Annotated in this window: 13 protein-coding genes and 1 pseudogene; 3 read left to right on the forward strand and 11 right to left on the reverse strand. The window is 71.6% G+C overall.

All coding sequences use genetic code 11. The annotated features are described in order from the left end of the window. The 7 genes and pseudogenes from ACLJN9_RS23565 to ACLJN9_RS23595 form a co-directional block, all read right to left on the reverse strand. Positions 1-1,376: pseudogene (locus ACLJN9_RS23565) on the reverse strand (endo-1,4-beta-xylanase). A 271-nt stretch (positions 1,377-1,647) separates the two neighbouring features. Beyond that, positions 1,648-2,259 (reverse strand): TetR/AcrR family transcriptional regulator, encoded by a 612-nt coding sequence (locus tag ACLJN9_RS23570; protein WP_410813686.1) that lies wholly within the window; start codon positions 2,257-2,259, stop codon positions 1,648-1,650. Between the two features lie 46 nt (positions 2,260-2,305). Further along, complete coding sequence (locus tag ACLJN9_RS23575; RefSeq protein ID WP_410813687.1) at positions 2,306-3,592, reverse strand: ABC transporter substrate-binding protein; 1,287 nt, start codon at positions 3,590-3,592, stop codon at positions 2,306-2,308. Positions 3,593-3,676: 84 nt separating this feature from the next. Then, positions 3,677-4,789 carry a branched-chain amino acid ABC transporter permease gene (locus tag ACLJN9_RS23580; RefSeq protein ID WP_410813688.1) on the reverse strand — a complete coding sequence of 371 codons (1,113 nt, stop codon included), beginning with the start codon at positions 4,787-4,789 and terminating at the stop codon, positions 3,677-3,679. After that, entirely contained in the window at positions 4,786-5,664 is an 879-nt protein-coding gene (locus ACLJN9_RS23585) for a branched-chain amino acid ABC transporter permease (protein WP_410813689.1), read from the reverse strand. Before ACLJN9_RS23585 ends, ACLJN9_RS23580 begins: the two co-directional genes overlap by 4 nt. 31 nt (positions 5,665-5,695) lie before the next feature. Further along, positions 5,696-6,418 (reverse strand): ABC transporter ATP-binding protein, encoded by a 723-nt coding sequence (locus ACLJN9_RS23590; RefSeq protein WP_410813690.1) that lies wholly within the window; start codon positions 6,416-6,418, stop codon positions 5,696-5,698. Further along, positions 6,415-7,200, reverse strand: a complete 786-nt coding sequence (locus ACLJN9_RS23595) for an ABC transporter ATP-binding protein (protein ID WP_410813691.1) — start codon at positions 7,198-7,200, stop codon at positions 6,415-6,417. Before ACLJN9_RS23595 ends, ACLJN9_RS23590 begins: the two co-directional genes overlap by 4 nt. A gap of 189 nt (positions 7,201-7,389) precedes the next feature. On the opposite strand from ACLJN9_RS23595, the gene ACLJN9_RS23600 reads away from it, so the two are divergent. Continuing rightward, positions 7,390-9,651, forward strand: a complete 2,262-nt coding sequence (locus ACLJN9_RS23600) for a catalase (protein WP_410813692.1) — start codon at positions 7,390-7,392, stop codon at positions 9,649-9,651. A 60-nt stretch (positions 9,652-9,711) separates the two neighbouring features. On the opposite strand, the gene ACLJN9_RS23605 is transcribed toward ACLJN9_RS23600, so the two are convergent. After that, positions 9,712-10,587: an LLM class F420-dependent oxidoreductase gene (locus tag ACLJN9_RS23605; RefSeq protein WP_410813693.1), complete on the reverse strand. Its 876-nt coding sequence runs from the start codon at positions 10,585-10,587 to the stop codon at positions 9,712-9,714. A gap of 260 nt (positions 10,588-10,847) precedes the next feature. Here ACLJN9_RS23605 and alr point away from each other — a divergent pair, with 260 nt between their 5' ends. Continuing rightward, entirely contained in the window at positions 10,848-11,990 is a 1,143-nt protein-coding gene (gene alr, locus ACLJN9_RS23610; RefSeq protein ID WP_410813694.1) for an alanine racemase, read from the forward strand. Further along, entirely contained in the window at positions 11,987-13,009 is a 1,023-nt protein-coding gene (locus ACLJN9_RS23615) for a D-alanine--D-alanine ligase family protein (protein WP_410813695.1), read from the forward strand. Before alr ends, ACLJN9_RS23615 begins: the two co-directional genes overlap by 4 nt. Before the next feature lie 16 nt (positions 13,010-13,025). Here ACLJN9_RS23615 and ACLJN9_RS23620 read toward each other — a convergent pair whose 3' ends face one another. Genes ACLJN9_RS23620 through ACLJN9_RS23630 form a run of 3 tightly spaced genes read right to left on the reverse strand, consistent with a single transcriptional unit; the run spans position 13,026 to position 15,687 of the window. Beyond that, positions 13,026-13,532 (reverse strand): hypothetical protein, encoded by a 507-nt coding sequence (locus ACLJN9_RS23620; RefSeq protein ID WP_410813696.1) that lies wholly within the window; start codon positions 13,530-13,532, stop codon positions 13,026-13,028. Next, the gene (locus ACLJN9_RS23625) at positions 13,529-14,995 is read right to left on the reverse strand and encodes an ATP-binding protein (protein WP_410813697.1); all 1,467 of its coding nucleotides are present in this window, start codon (positions 14,993-14,995) and stop codon (positions 13,529-13,531) included. Before ACLJN9_RS23625 ends, ACLJN9_RS23620 begins: the two co-directional genes overlap by 4 nt. Continuing rightward, on the reverse strand, positions 14,992-15,687 hold the full coding sequence (locus ACLJN9_RS23630) for a response regulator (protein ID WP_410813698.1): 696 nt from the start codon (positions 15,685-15,687) through the stop codon (positions 14,992-14,994). Before ACLJN9_RS23630 ends, ACLJN9_RS23625 begins: the two co-directional genes overlap by 4 nt. Positions 15,688-15,702 lie beyond the last annotated feature (15 nt).

The following is a 15,702-nucleotide window of genomic DNA, read 5'->3' on the forward strand; positions in this document are numbered from 1 at the left end:
TCAGCCCGCCGTACAGGTCGGGCTGAGGCCGGTGGCGCTGCCGGTGGCCTGGAAGCCGAACTCGGTGGACTGGCCCGCGCCGACCCGACCGTTGTGGGCCACGTTCGTCCAGCGTGTGGCGCCGGTGTCACCGCTGCGGTTGGCGTTCCAGGCGTTGGTGACCGTCGCGCCCACCGGCAACGTGATCGTCACCGCCCAGGCGGTGAGGGCCGACGATCCGGCCGTCACCCGCACCGTCGCCACGAAGCCGCCCGTCCACTGGTTCACCGACACGGTGGCGGCGCAACCACCGGACCCGGGAGGCGGAGTCGTGGAAGGCGGAGTCGTGGAAGGCGGTGGTGTGGTCGCGGGCGGTGGGGTCGTTCCGTTGTTGAGCGCGGCGAGCACCGCGTCGTACGCCGGCTTCCTGGCACCGCCACCGGTGAACAGCAACGGGTTCTGCGGGGCGCGCCACGAGTCGCTGTCCCGGATGCCCCAGACGGTGAGGCCGTTGCAGCGGGGCACGGCGAGGCAGTCCTGGACCACGCTGCGGTACGTGGTCGCCGACGCCCCCTCGATGTCCAGCTCCGTGATCTGCACGTCGACGCCGAGCGCCGCGAAGCTGGACAGGGTGGTGCGGTAGTTGCCCGGGTAGGGCGAACCGCTGTTGAAATGCGACTGGAAACCGACGCAGTCGATGGGCACGCCGCGCTGCCTGAAGTCCCGCACCAGCGCGTACACGGCCTGGGTCTTGGCGTGCGACCAGTCGTCGGTGTTGTAGTCGTTGTAGCAGAGCTTCGCGCCGGGATCGGCGGCACGGGCGGCCCGGAACGCCGCCTCGATCCAGTCGTTGCCGGTGCGTTGGAGATTGGAGTCGCGCCGCGCGCCGGCGCCTCCGTCGGCGAACGCCTCGTTCACCACGTCCCACGCCACGACCTGACCCCGGAAGTGGGTCACCACCTGCGTGACGTGGTGGAGCATCGCCTGCCGCAGCGCGGCGCCGGCCATGTTCTGCATCCAGCCCGGCTGCTGCGAGTGCCAGGCAGGGTGTGACCGCGTACGCTCATCCCCCTGCTGCGGGCGTGGTCGACGATCCGATCCGCCGCGCCGTAACTGAACTGACCCTGCTGCGGCTCGGTCGCGTCGATCTTCATCTCGTTCTCGGGCGTGACCGAGGTGAACTCACGGTTCAGGATCGTGGTGTAGTCGCTGTCGGCGAGCTTGTTCGCGGCCACCGCCGTGCCGACATACCGACCCCGCTCGGCCGCGGACGCGCCGAGTGTGCTGCCGGCGGCGGCGGGAGTTGCCAGGAGCATCGCCGTACCGGCGGCGAGGACAGCCACCCCGGTCAGCGCGAACGCGGCTCTCGATGCCGCCCTCCAGTGCGCGTTTCTCATCGTGTGACTCCAGCTCTGGTGGTGAACACAGGCTGCTGCGGCTGCTCGACCGATGGATCCCCGGGTGGGTGAGCGCGGCAGCGGCCAGCATCACGAACGCCATGACGGTGACCAGGTCGAGGACTGCCCTTCACCCGACCGTGACCGCGGCTCGCGAGACCATGCCAGCCTCAATCGAGCACTCTCGATTGTCAAGACTCCGGGGGCAACCATCGTCACCCCGACGTACCGGGGGCACGACTAGCTGCACTGTTGATGCAGCAAACCGGCCTCAGTCGACCGGCACCTCGGCCAGCAGCGCGCCCACCGTCCGGGCCATCACCGCGCGGGCCTGGTCGACGCCCAGCCCCAACCCGTCGCGCAGCATCGACCAGGCCGGCCACATGCTGGCCGCCACCAGCGCGTTGACCAACTGCTCGCGCCCCCACCCGGCCTGCGCCAACTCGGCGGCGAAGAGCTCCTCGACCTCGTCGCGCACCCGGGCGATGTGCGTGAGCCGGTTGCGGTGCAACTGGTCGGAGACCGGCTCGCGCATCTGCGCGGCCCGCGCCGACGGCGCGATGAGCTGGAGTAGCCGGGCCCGCTGCCGGCAGTACGCGTCGACGCGCTTCGCCAGCGGCAGCCCGGTCGAGATCGGCCGGTGGACGGCGTCCTGCTGGCGAAGCACCTCCGCGCCGCTGGCCTCGAAGAGGGTCTCCATGTCCTTGAAGTTGGTCCAGAGCGTGCGCAACGAGATGCCGGCCCGCTCCGCGATGCGGTCCCCGGTCGGCCGGAGGTCGCCCTCGGAGATGAGCGCGAGGTGGGCCTCGACGATTGCCGCGCGGGTGCGCTCGGCTCGGGCGGTCCGCCCGTCGACCCGGCCCGGGACCGTGACCCCGTCCATCCGCCCCCTGACAGCCCGATCCGAGTAGGCATTCACAGTGCAGATACTAGGAGACGGTCGGCACCCCGTTCGCCGGCGGCGCCACCGGGGTGGCCGCGTACTCGTTGACCGGCCCGTCCGCCTCGTCGGTCTCGTACGTCGGCCCGAAGTAGCTCTGCACTCCCCCGCTGACCCGACTCAACCGCTGCCCGCCGTAGCCGGAGTGGTCGGTGGCGGAGAAGCGCAGCGGAACCAGCCCGGGGCCCTGGAAGCCGCCCTTCTGCACCGTCTGGAGCACCTTCTCCCGGGTGAGATCCCTACCGGCGCCCAACAGCACCTGCACGAACAGGTACCCGACCGACATGCCGTAGACGATGTTGCCATCGAACGGCGCGTCCCCGTTGTGCGACTTGTTGACCTTCATGAAGAGCTGGATCCACGGGTTCGAGGTGTCGTTCTGCATCGGCAGGTAGTTGGTGCCGACCACGCCCTCCAGCAGGGGGGCGGCGGCACCGAGCTGCTTGGACAGGGTGGGATGGTCGGCGCCGACGTTGGAGACCAGCCACTGTGGCTTGAAGCCCAGCCGCGCGGCGGTGCCGATGGACAGCGCCGTGAAGCCGGGCACGGTGGCGAGCACGACCACCTGGCAGCCGGCGGCCTTGAACGCGCCGATCTGCGGCGCCACGTTGGTGTTGCTGGTGACGTACGTCTGCTTGACCGCCACGGCCGTTGCGCCGAGCACCTTCTCGACGCCGGCCAGGCTGTCCCGGCCGAAGTCGTCGTCCTGGCCGAGGAAGCAGACCTTCTGACCGGCCAGGCTCGACTTCGCGTAGCTGGCCAGGATCTTGCCCTCGACCGTGTAGTCCGGGTTGAAACCGAACGTGCCGGGATACTTGTCGGGCTGGTCCCAGTTGCGGCTGCCGGAGGCGACGAAGAGGTCGGGCACCCGGTTGGTCTTGAGGAAGTCGAGCACGCCGGTGTGCGTCGGCGTACCGAGGCCGTTGAGGATGGCGAAGACCCTGTCCTGCAGGACGAGTTGGCGCACCACCTGCTGGGTGTTCGCCGGGTTGTAGCCGTCGTCCATGATCTTGTAGGTGATCTTGCGTCCGTGTACGCCACCGTTGGCGTTGACGAAGTCGAAGTACGCCTTCGTCGCCGGGGCGATCTTGGAGTAGCCGGCGGAGGCCGGCCCGGTGAGCGGCATGTGGGTGCCGACGACGATCTCGGTGTCGGTCACGCCCGGCACCGATCCCCCGCCGGTAGGAGAACCGTCGTCGCCGCTGCAACCGGCGGCGCTGATCAGCAGGGCTATGGTGCTGGCGATCGCGAGACCGCGTCGTGCCGTACGGTGCATCGGAAACACCGACCTTTCTCGGTCCGGTTCTTTCTCCAACTTCCGTGGTGGTGGCGCGCCCGGCCGAGGCCGGACAGGGACAGCTCAGGATCGACGTGCCGGCCACCGGGCCAGCAGCGCCCGACCGAGCCGCGACAGCAGACCCTGCACGCCGCCGGGTGCGGCGATCATGACGACGATCAGCGTGCTACCGAAGATCGCCAGCGGGAGGTTGCCCTCCAGCCGCTGCGCCACGGCGGGCGACAGGGTCAGCAACTCGGTCGCGGAGTGGGTGAGATCGGGCAGGGCGACCAGCAGGACGGCCCCCCACAGCGCACCGCTGAGGCGACCGAGACCGCCGATCACCACGGCCATCAACAGGTAGAGCGACAGGGTGAGCGAGAACGCCCCCGGCGAGACGCTCTGCGCCAGCACCGCGAGCAGGGCACCGCCGAGCCCGGCCGTCGCGGCGCTGACCACGAACGCGAGCACCTGGGTACGGGCCACGTGGATGCCGGCCAGGCGGGCGGCCACCTCGTCGTCGCGGACCGCCCGGAAATTACGCCCGTACCGGCTGCGGATCAGGTTGGCCAGCAGCAGCAGGGCGAGCAGGGTTGCCGCGCCCGCAAGCCAGAGCTGCCACCGCTCGTAGGGGAAGTACGGCCCGAGCGACAGCGGCGGCGGCGCCACCGCGACCGACAGCCCCTGCTCCCCCTTGAAGACGCCGTCGAACGTGACGGCCAGGGCCGGCACGACGACAGCCACGGCGAGGGTGACGCCGGCCAGGTAGGGGCCACGCAGCCGCGCCGCCGCCACACCGACCACCGCGCCGAGGCCGACCGTGCTGAGCACCGCCGCGCCCAGCGACAGCGGCAGCAGCCAGCCGCCGGTCATCCCCCGGTCGGCGAACGCGTTCTGACAGAAGGCCACCGTGTACGCCCCGGTCGCCATCAACGCGCCGTGCCCGAGCGAGAGCTGCCCGTTGAGACCGGTGAGGACGGTCAGTCCGGCGGTGGCGCAGAGGTACGCCGCCACGGTCGCGAGCTGGAAGTTGCGGAACGGCTCGACGGCGTAGCTGACCCCGACCAGCAGCAACCCGGCGGCCAGCGCGACGGCGAGGTGCCGCAGCAGCGTCGAACCGCTCCGCCGTCCGGTCGGACGGTCACCGGCGCCGGCCAGCTGCTGCCTGGGCGGCAGGACCGCCCCGGTGGCGCTCACACCCGCCTCGCCGCGACCGGGGCGAACAGCCCGCCGGGCCGGACCAGCAGCACCGCCAGCAGTAGCACCAGCACCGCCAGCGGGGTGAGGTCGCTGCCGGCGTAACCACTGACGTAGGAGAGCAGCAGACCCACCACCAGCCCTCCGACCACCGCCCCGGGTGGGCTGTCCAACCCGCCGACCACCGCCGCGGTGAACGCCGAGACGAAGACCAGGTCCATCGCGTGCGGATGCAATCCGAGCTCGGTGGGGATGACCAGCATGGCTGCCAGCGCGCCCACGCCCGAGGCGAGCGCCCAGCCCAGGGTCAGCATGCCGCCGACGTTGACCCCGAGCAGCCGGGACACCTCGGGCGCGAAGGCCGCCGCCCGCATCCGCAACCCGACCGGGGTCCGGGCGAAGATCCAGGCCAGCCCGCTGACCACCACCCCGATCGTCGCGAAGACGAACAGGTCGTACGGTGAGAGCACCGCGACCCCGCCCACCGTGAGGGCGGACCGGCTGAAGGGCGCCTCGGCGGGTCGGAACTCGCTGCCGTACACCATGCCCAGGACGGCCTGGATCAGCAGCACCAGCCCGAGCGCCACGATCACCGGGTTGAGCGGCGAGGTGTGGTCGACGAAACTCATCACGGCACGGTCCACCACCGCACCGAGCAGCAGCCCGGTGCCGATCGCCACCACGAAGCCCAGCCAGTACGAGCCGGTCGCCGCGGACACGGTGTAGGCGACGTACGCGGCGGCGACGGCCATCGCCCCCTGGGCGAAGTTGACGACCCGCGCCGCCCGCCAGATGAGCACCAGGGCGAGCGCGAAGGCGGCGTACACGGCACCCCGGGACAGGCCGTCGGCGGTGAGAAAGAGGAACCGGTCCACTCGGTCCTCCCTTCTGCAGACGAGGTGGTGGTCAGAAACCGAGGTACGCGTGCCGCAGGTCGACGTCGTCGCGGAGCGTGGCGGCCGGGGCGGCGATCACCACCCGGCCGAGGGCCATCACCACGCCCTGGTCGGCGACGGCGAGTGCGCCCCGGACGTTCTGCTCGACCAGCAGCACGGTCAGGCCGGTTCGGTCACGCAGGTGCCGGAGCAGGGCCATGGTCCGTGCAACCACCCGCGGCGCCAGCCCGAGCGACGGCTCGTCGAGCAGCAGCAGTCGGGGTCGGCCGACCAACGCCCGGCCGAGGGCGAGCATCTGCCGCTCCCCGCCGGAGAGCTGGTGACCGAGGTGCCGGCGGCGCCGCGCCAGCGGCTCGAAGAGCTCGTAGACCTCGTCGAGAGCACGCCTGGCGTCGGCCCGGTCACGCCGCCACAGCCCGCCGAGCCGCAGGTTCTCGTCGACGGTGAGCTCGTTGATCACGCCCCGCCCCTCCGGCACGTGCGCCATGCCGCGCCGGACGAGTTGCTCCACCGGGGTGCCGCGCAGGTCGTCCCCGTCCAGGAGCACCTGCCCGGCCACCGGGCGGATCATGCCGGACAGCGCGCGCAGCAGGGTGGTCTTGCCGGCGCCGTTCGCGCCGACGACCGCGGCGATGGTGCCGGCCGCAACGGTGAGGTCGATGGCCTGCAGCACGGGCGCGGCACCGTAACCGGCGACCAGTCCACGCACCACGAGCAGGTCCTGCGCACTCATGAGACATCCTCGCCGACGGCGGCCCCGAGATAGGCGTCGGTGACCGCCGGGTCGTCGCGGATCTCGTCCGGTGTGCCGGCGGCGATGACCCGGCCGAAGTCGAGGACCACGATCTCGTCGCAGACCGCCATCACCAGATCCATGTGGTGCTCCACCAGAAGCACCGCGCAGGGGTCGTCGTCGCGTCGGGGCAGCTGCCGGATCAGCTCTGCCAGCTCGGCTACGTCGTCGCCGCCGAGGCCGCCGGCCGGCTCGTCCAGCAGGAGCAGCCGGGGCCGGGCGGCCAGCGCGCGGGCCAGGGCGACCCTTTGGCGTACGGCGAAGGGCAGCGTGGTCGGCGCGGCGTCGGCATGCCCGGCGATGCCCAGGTCGTCCAGGATGCCCAACGCGTGCTGGCGCAGCCGCCGCTCGTCGCGATCACTGCCGGGCAGGCCGAGCAGCGCCGGGACGAAGCCGGCCCGTGCGGTGTGCGAGGCGCCGGTCATCACGTTCTCCAGCACGGAGAGCCCGGCGAAGAGCCCGGTCCCCTGCAGGGTCCGGGCGATGCCGAGGCGCGTCAGGCGGTGCGGCCGTGGCCGCAGCGGCGTGCCGTCGAGGGTGAGCGAACCCGTTCCCGGCGAGACGAAGCCGCAGATCACGTTGAACACCGTGGTCTTGCCGGCGCCGTTGGGCCCGATCACGCCCACCACCCGGTTGGGTGCCACCCCCAGCGAGACGTCGTCGAGGGCGGTGAGGCCGCCGAAGCGTACGCCGATGTGGTGCAGTGCGAGGCCGAGCTCCATTCACCCATCCCTCTGCCGTGGCGGGTGTAATTTACACTCGCAGTGTACGTTTCTCGGGTACGGCGTCAAGACCTTCGATGTCTCGCGCTGCACGGCCGACTGACCGGCCATCCGTGGTGTTTTGGCCCTCTGAGCAGGGGTAGGACTTTCTGGGCCTGCTCGCAAAACGCTCCATGGAGGGTTCGTTCAGTGAATTCCAGCAAGCCCGCCAAGGCGGCCAAGAGCGCCGTGAAGACAGCCTCGAAGAAGATCGCCGACGCCCTGACGCCAGACGTTCCCGGCGCACCGGGCAGCGCCACGCCGACGGTCGAGGAGCCGACGACGCCGCGTGACCCGTTGCCGCCGAGGGGCGAACAGGGGGCTCCGCAGACGCGTACGCCGACCGGCGCGGAAACCGGCGTGCCGGCGACCGCCAAGGGTCAGCAGGGCGCGTTCCTCACCACCTCGCAGGGGGCGCGGCTGCGCGACACCGACCACTCGCTCAAGGCCGGTTCACGCGGTCCGACCCTCCTGCAGGACCACCACCTGCGCGAGAAGATCACCCACTTCGACCACGAGCGCATTCCGGAGCGGGTGGTGCACGCGCGCGGCGCCGGCGCGCACGGCGTGTTCACCGCCTACGGAACCGCGGAGCGGGTCACCCGCGCCGGTTTCCTCAAGAAGGGGCGCGAGACGGAGGTCTTCGTACGCTTCTCCACCGTTCTCGGCTCGCGCGGTTCGGCCGACACGGTCCGAGACACCCGCGGCTTCGCGACGAAGTTCTACACCGACGAGGGCACGTTCGACCTGGTCGGCAACAACATGCCGGTCTTCTTCATCCAGGACGCCATCAAGTTCCCGGACATCATCCACGCCGCGAAGCCACATCCGGACCGTGAGATCCCACAGGCACAGAGCGCTCACGACACCTTCTGGGACTTCGTCTCCCTGCACACCGAGGCGCAGCACCACACGATCTGGAACATGTCCGACCGTGGCATTCCCCGGTCGTACCGGACGATGGAGGGCTTCGGCGTCCACACCTTCCGCCTCGCCAACGAGGCCGGGGAGACGGCGCTGGTCAAGTTCCACTGGAAGCCCAAGCTGGGCGTGCACTCCCTGACCTGGGAGGAGGCGCAGATGCTCAGCGGCTTCGACCCGGACTTCCACCGTCGGGATCTCTACGACGCGATCGAGGCCGGCGCGTACCCGGAGTGGGAGCTCGGCATCCAGGTCTTCCCCGACACTCCCGAGGAGACCTTCGCCGGGATCGACCTGCTGGATCCGACCAAGATCGTGCCGGAGGAGCTGGCCGAGGTGCAGCCCATCGGGCGGCTGACCCTCAACCGGACGCCGACGAACTTCTTCGCCGAGACCGAGCAGGTCGCCTTCCACCTCGGCCACCTCCCGCCCGGCATCGACGTCACGAACGACCCGCTGCTTCAGGGCCGGCTGTTCTCGTACGTCGACACGCAGCTCACCCGCCTGGGCGGACCCAACTTCTCGCAGATCCCGATCAACCGTCCGCACGCGCCGGTGAACGACATGCTCCGCGACGGCTTCCACCAGCACGCCGTGTACGCGGGGGTGGCGCCGTACCGGCCGAACTCGCTCGACGGTGGCAACCCCTTCCCGGCGGGTGACAAGGAGCACGCGTTCCTCGACGTGCCGGTGACGGTGGCGGAGGCACCCAAGGTGCGGGCGAACCCGGCCTCTTTCGACGACCACTTCAGCCAGGTACGTCTGTTCTGGTCGAGCATGTCGCCGGTCGAGAAGGAGCACATCATCCGCTCCTACACCTTCGAACTCGGCAAGTGCTACCACCAGGCGATCAAGGAGCGTCAGCTGCAGAGCCTCGCCAACATCGACCCGGTGCTGTGCGAGCAGGTCGCCACCGGTCTGGGTCTGCCCGCTCCGCAGCCGACCGTGCCGTTGGCCGACGTCGAGCCCAGCCCGGCGCTGTCGCAGGTCGGCAGGGAGTGGCCGACCGACGGTCGCACGATCGGGATCGTGGTCGACCCCGACGGCGACCTCGATGGCGTCGACGAGGTGCGGCGGGCCGTCTTCGAGGCGGGCATGGTGCCGCTGCTGATCGCCCCGCACGGTGGCCTGGTGGGAGACATGCCGGTGCAGCGGACCTTCGCCACCGGTCGGTCGGTCGAGGTCGACGCCGTGTTGCTGGCCGGGGCTCCGGCACCCGCGCCGGACGCCCTCCCCGCCCGCGACGGCAAGGCGGGCAAGAGGCAGGCGGCGGCGGTGGATCCCCGCGTGCTGCTCCTCGTCGAGGAGAGCTGGCGGCACGCCAAGACGATCGGCGCCTGGGGCGCCGGCGTCACCGTGCTGGAGAAGACCGGGGTGAACGGCACTCCCGGCGTCGTGACGGCCGACTCCGGTGCCGAGGCCCTGACCGCGGTGCGGCAGCTGATGGCCGCCCACCGGGTGTGGGAACGGTTCCCCGCCACGGTCGCCTGAGGCGTCACCTCGACAGGGGCTGTCCTCCGTTCACCGCGGAGGGCAGCCCCTGCCTGGCTGTCAACCGATGTCGGCCAGCCGGGGCAGCACCTCGTCGCCGAGCCGCTGGGCGAACTCCACCGGATGCCGATCCGGTGTGACCTGCACCTCCGTGACACCGAGCGCGGCGTACTCGGTGACCTCGGCGAGGAACGCGTCGACGTCGACCAGCGGCGGCCGGTGCGCGACCACCGTCTTCTCGATGGTGTCGTAGTCGCGGCCCTCGCTGGCGCAGTGCCCGCGCAGCACCTCCAGCTTGCGCGCCACCTCGCCGGTGCCGGCGCTCGTCCCGAACAGGTTGCAGGCGTCGGCGTACCGGGCCACCAGCAGCAGCGTCTTCTTCTCGCCGCCGCCACCGATCATGATCGGCGGACGCGGACGGCTCAACGGCCGGGGCGAGTTGATCGTCTCGGTGAGCTGGTAGTGGCGACCGTCGAACGGCCCGTCGTCGTCGCTCCACATCTGCAGGCAGATGCGCAGCGTCTCCTCCAGCCGCTCGAACCGCTCGGCCACCGGCACCACGGGCACGCCCAGGCCGCGCTGCTCCCGCTCGTACCACGAGGCGCCGATCCCGAGCCGGGCCCGGCCGCCGGAGAGGACGTCGAGGGTGGTCACGGTCTTGGCGAGCAGCCCCGGATACCGGTACATCACGCCGGTGACCAGCACGCCCAGCGTCATCCGCCGCGTCTTCGCCGCGACGAAGCCCAACGCGGTGTACGCCTCCAGCATCGGCTCCTCGGCCGCGGCCACCGCCTCCATCTGGAAGAAGTGGTCCATCACCGTGAAGGAGGCGACGCCGGCCTGCTCGGCGATGGTGGCCGCCTCGGCCAGGGTGGGCGCGATCGCGGCCGTGTCGGCCGGGATCGAGAAACTCCAGTAGTGCAGCCCGAGCTTCATTGCGGACACCTCCGCAGCCGAGCCTAGTGGTCCGCGCCGCCGCGGGAGTGCTTCCGCCTCCGCGTGGTCCGACGACTTCCATTACCGGATCATGACAATCCGAGGATCAGGCGCGGATATCCGGCTGACACCTTCTGCTGAGTGACCCGACAGCCGACCTCCACCGACTCCCGGCCCGCCGTGCGCGGACCCGCCGCGACGCGCGTGCGGTTGCGCCAGCGCCACTCGTTGCCGCTCCTGCGCCGGGTGGAGGCGAACGGGTGAGCGCGTTGGCCGAGGCGGTGGTCGACCTGGGAGCGGTCGCCAGCAACGTCCGGACGATCACGTCGCTCACCGGCACCGACGTGATGGCGGTGGTGAAGGCCGACGGGTTCGGCCACGGCGCGGTGATGGTCGCCCGGGCCGCGCTGCGCGCCGGGGCCCGGTGGTTGGGGGTGACCTCGGCGTCCGAGGCGCTGGCGCTGCGCAGCGCCGGCATCACCGCGCCCACGCTGAGCTGGCTGCACCGCCCGGACGACGACTTCGCCGGGCTGATCGGCGCCGACATCGACGTCGGCGTGTCGACGACCACGCACCTGCGCGCCGTCGTCGACGCGGCCCATCGGCTCGGCGTACCCGCGATGGTGCAGCTCAAGGCCGACACCGGGTTGTCCCGCAACGGGGCCGGCGGGGACGACTGGCCCGAACTGGTCGCCTGGGCCCGGAAGTACGAGCGGGAGGGCGGGATCCGGGTGCGGGCGCTCTGGTCCCATCTGGCCGACGCCGACGTACCGGGCACCCCCGGGCTGGCCCGGCAGGTGGCCACCTTCGAGGAGGCGTTGCGCTGCGCCCGTTCCGCCGGTCTCGACCCCGACCTGGTCCACCTGGCCAACTCGGCGGCCGCGCTGACGGCGCCCCGGACCCGCTTCGACCTCTGCCGGATCGGGCTCGCCCTGTACGGCGTGGACCCGTTCGGCGCGACCGGGCCGAACCGGTTCGGGCTGCGCGCCGCGATGACCCTGCGCACGACCGTCGTCAACGTCAAGCGGGTGCCGGCGGGCACGGGCGTCTCCTACGGACCCGGGTACGTGACCCCGGCGCCGACCACGCTGGCCCTGCTGCCGCTCGGCTACGCCGACGGCCTGACCCGCGCCGTCGAGGGCCGCGCCGAGGTGTGGCTCGGCGGCCGGCGCTGCCCGATCCTCGGGCGCATCGCCATGGACCAGTGCGTGGTCGACGCCGGCGACCTTCCCGTGGCGATCGGCGACCCCGTCGTGCTGTTCGGCCCGGACGGCGGCGACCCCGGCCAACCGACGGTCGCCGAGTGGGCCCGGTGGGCCGGCACCAACCCGCACGAGATCCTGACCGGCATCGGGGCCCGGGTGGCCCGCGATTATCTCCACGAGAGGACGGACGTGTCATGACTATCCAACTGGCGGTGCTGTACGGCGGGCAGAGCGGCGAACACGAGGTGTCCCTCCGCTCGGCGGCGAGCATCATCGCCGGGCTGGACGGCGGCCGTTACCAGGTCACCGAGGTGCTGATCGACCGCAACGGCCAGTGGCACGTCAACGGCCGCCCGATGCCACTGCCCCAGGCGCTGCGCGTCCTGCGCGTACAGGATGTGGTGTTTCCCGCCTTGCACGGCCCGTACGGCGAGGACGGCACCGTGGCGTCGCTGCTGGAGTGGCTGGGCGTGCCGTACGTCGGCAACGGCGTCTTCGCCAGCGCGGCCGGCATGGACAAGGGCGTCACCAAGAGACTCCTCGCCGCGGAGGGCCTGCGGGTCAGCCCCGGGGCGACCCTGCGTCCCGGCGAGGACCTGTCCCCGGCCGACCGGCAACGGCTGGGTCTGCCGGTCTTCGTCAAGCCCGCGCGGGCCGGCTCCAGCCTCGGCGTCGTCAAGGTGACCGACTGGGCGACACTTCCGGCCGCACTGGAGCAGGCCCGGGAGGTCGACCCGAAGGTGCTGGTCGAGCAGGGGGCGCGGGGACGGGAGATCGATGTGGCCGTCCTCCAGTATCCCGACGGCCGGGTGCAGGCCGGCCCACCCCTGGAGATCCGGGTGACCGGGGCGGGTTTCTTCGACTACGACGCCAAGTACGACGGCGGTGCGGACTTTCAGATCCCCGCCCCGCTCGACCCGGCCACGACCGAGATGCTCCAGGACCGCGCGATCCGCGCCTTTCACGCCCTCGACTGCAGAGGGCTGCTCCGGGTCGACTTCTTCCTGCCCGCACAGGGGTCCACGGAGCCCATCGTGAACGAGGTCAACACCTTCCCCGGGTTCACGACCGCGTCACAGTTCCCCCAGATCTGGCGGCAGGCCGGGCTCGGGTTCGCCGAGCTGCTCGACATCCTGATCGCCGGTGCGCTCGCCGATCAGGGCTGGGTGCGCTCCGGCGGGCTGCCCCGGCCGGCCCGGGCGGTCGACCTGGTGTGACCGCCTCCCGCTCCGGTCACTTCACGACCGGACAGACCCGTGGCGGGCGGGCGCCGTCAGGCCCGGCGATGGTGACCGAAGCGAAGGTGTCCGCCAGGTCGGTGCGCGCCGCGGCATCGGCCAGGGTGCAGGCGATCTGGTCGGCCGCGGCTGCCGACAACGGCAGCACCGGACCCGTCATCGTCACGGTGAGGCCGGACCGGTCGGCCGTCACCGTCACCGGTGACGCCGGGATGACCCCCTCCGGCACCTCGCTGGTGAGCCCCTGCCGGCGCATCTCGTCGTCCGGACCCGCCGCCAGCCAACCGAGCGTCTTCTCGGGCGGGGTTGCCGGGTCGATCGGGGTGATGACCAGCACGAGTTGCCCGTACCGGAGCAGGTAGAGCCCGATGCCCTCGGACGGGCCGGCCGTCGCGGGACGGCCGGTGATGACGTCGCTGGGTCGGACCCCGCAGCCCGCCACGAGCAACGCGAGCAGGAGCCCGCCGACGAGCAGGGCCCGGGCCGCCCGACGCGCCGTCACCGTACGGCTCCGGTGTTCGCCGTCTCCGCCGCCACCCGGGGCAGGCGCAGTGTGAACACCGCCCCGCCGGTCGGGTCGTTGCCCGCGACGAGACTGCCCGGCTGCCCGGCGTGCCGGTGCAGGCGGGCGTTCTCCCAGGCGATGGCGAGGCCCAGACCGCTGCCCTCGGAGCGGGTCCGCGCGGTGTCTGCCTTGTAGAAGCGGCCGAAGACGTGCGGCAGCACCTCCGGGTCCAGTCCCGGCCCCTGGTCACGGACCTCGATGCTGATCCAGTCCGGTTCGGCGCGCAGACGTACGGACACCGGCTCGGTGCCGTGCCGGAAGGCGTTGCCGACGAGGTTGGCCACCATGACGTCCAGCCGGCGGGGGTCCAGCCGGGCGATGACTCCGGGCGGCAGTTCCGCCCGCACCCGGTCCGTCCAGCATCTGATCCGCAGGGTGGCCGTCACCGCCGCGGCCACGTCGACGTCGTCGAGGGCGAGCCGCGCCGTGCCGGAGTCGAACCTGCTGACCTCGATGAGGTCGTTGACGAGCTGGGTGAGGCTCTGCGTCTCCTGGCTGACGAGCCGGGCGGCCCGGCCGGCATCTCCGGGCAGCAGGGCGGCCTCCTCGTCCAGCACGTCGGTGACCGCCGTCATCGCGGCCAACGGCGTACGCAGTTCGTGGGACACGTCGGCCACGAAACGTCGGGCGTCGGCCTCCATCCGCCGGAGCTCACCGACCTGCCGCTCGATCGTCCCGGCGGTGTCGTTGAAGGTCCGCGCCACGTCGGCCAGTTCGTCGGCGCCCCGCACCGTCAGCCGGGTGGTCAGGTCGCCCTCGCCGAGCCGCCGCGCCGCCCGGCCCAGCTCGCGTACGGGTCGCAGCACGCCCCGGGCGGCCAGGAGGGCCAGCAGGACGGCGAGGACCAGGGACAGCCCACCGGTCAGCCACGCCAGGGTGGCGAGCCGGTCGATGCTCTGCTGTTCGGAGGCGAGGCTGCGCACCGCGTAGACCTCCAGCCCGGACGGCAGGGACACACCGTCGGGCCCGTCGAGCGTCAGCTGGGTCCCGATGAGCAGCATGGGTTCACCGTCGCGCGTCACGCGTTGCCAGGCGATGACGCCACTGGACACCGCCTGCCGCAGCTCCGGGGTCAGAGGCTCGGCGGTGAGGCCGCTCTGCGCCCGCATGTCACGGTAGAAGACCACGGCGTAACCCTCGCGGTCGGTGAGACGCTGGGCCAGTGTCTCGAGCTCGTCCTGAGTCGGCGGGAGCTGGCGTATCGGGTAGACCTCCGCGAGCTGATCGGTCAGCGCCGCCACGGCTGCGTCCTGCGCCTGCTGGAGGATCACCGTCCGAGCCTGGAAGTAACTTCCGCTGGCCACCGCGGCGGTGGTGATCACGCCCAGCAGCGCGAAGGCCAGCAGCAGGCGCACCCGCAGGCTCGAGGCCTGGCCGCCGGCCCAGCGCCACAGCGTCACAGCGGCCCGAACCGGTACCCGAAACCGCGCACCGTCTGGATGAAGACCGGTGCCGCGGAGTCGTCCTCGATCTTGGCACGTACCCGCTGCACGCAGGCGTCCACCAGCCGCGAGTCGCCCAGGTACTCGTGCTCCCACACGGCCGACAGCAGCTGCTGCCGGCTCAACACCTGTCCCGGAGTGTGCGAGAGTTCGAGCAGCAGGCGCAGCTCCGTCGGGGCGAGACTGACCGGCAGCCCCTCCTTGCTGACCACCAGCGCCGCCCGGTCGATGGTCAGGGCACCGTGCTGCTCCGCGCCGGACCGCTCGCCGCCGGCACGCCGAGACTCGCCGGCGGTCCGCCGGAGCACCGCCCGGATGCGCGCCTCCAGCACCCGGGCCTGCACCGGCTTGACCACGTAGTCGTCGGCGCCGGCCTCCAGGCCCGCCACCACGTCCATGTCGTCGTTGCGGGCGGTCAGCATGATGATCGGCAGGTCGCCGAGCCGCCGAATCCGGCGACAGACCTCGAACCCGTCCATCCCGGGCAGCATGAGATCGAGGATCACGACGTCCGACGAGGCGGTCCGGAGTCGTTCCAGCCCCTGCTCACCGGTCGCGACGGCATCGACCGTGTGGCCCTGCCGCGTCAGCGCCAGCTGCAGTCCGTCGCGTACCGTCTGGTGATCTTCGATCAGCAGGACCTGGGACATGTCGCCAAGTATCGC

Origin of the sequence: Micromonospora sp. 067-2 (assembly GCF_046549295.1) — a bacterium.
GTDB lineage: Bacteria > Actinomycetota > Actinomycetes > Mycobacteriales > Micromonosporaceae > Micromonospora.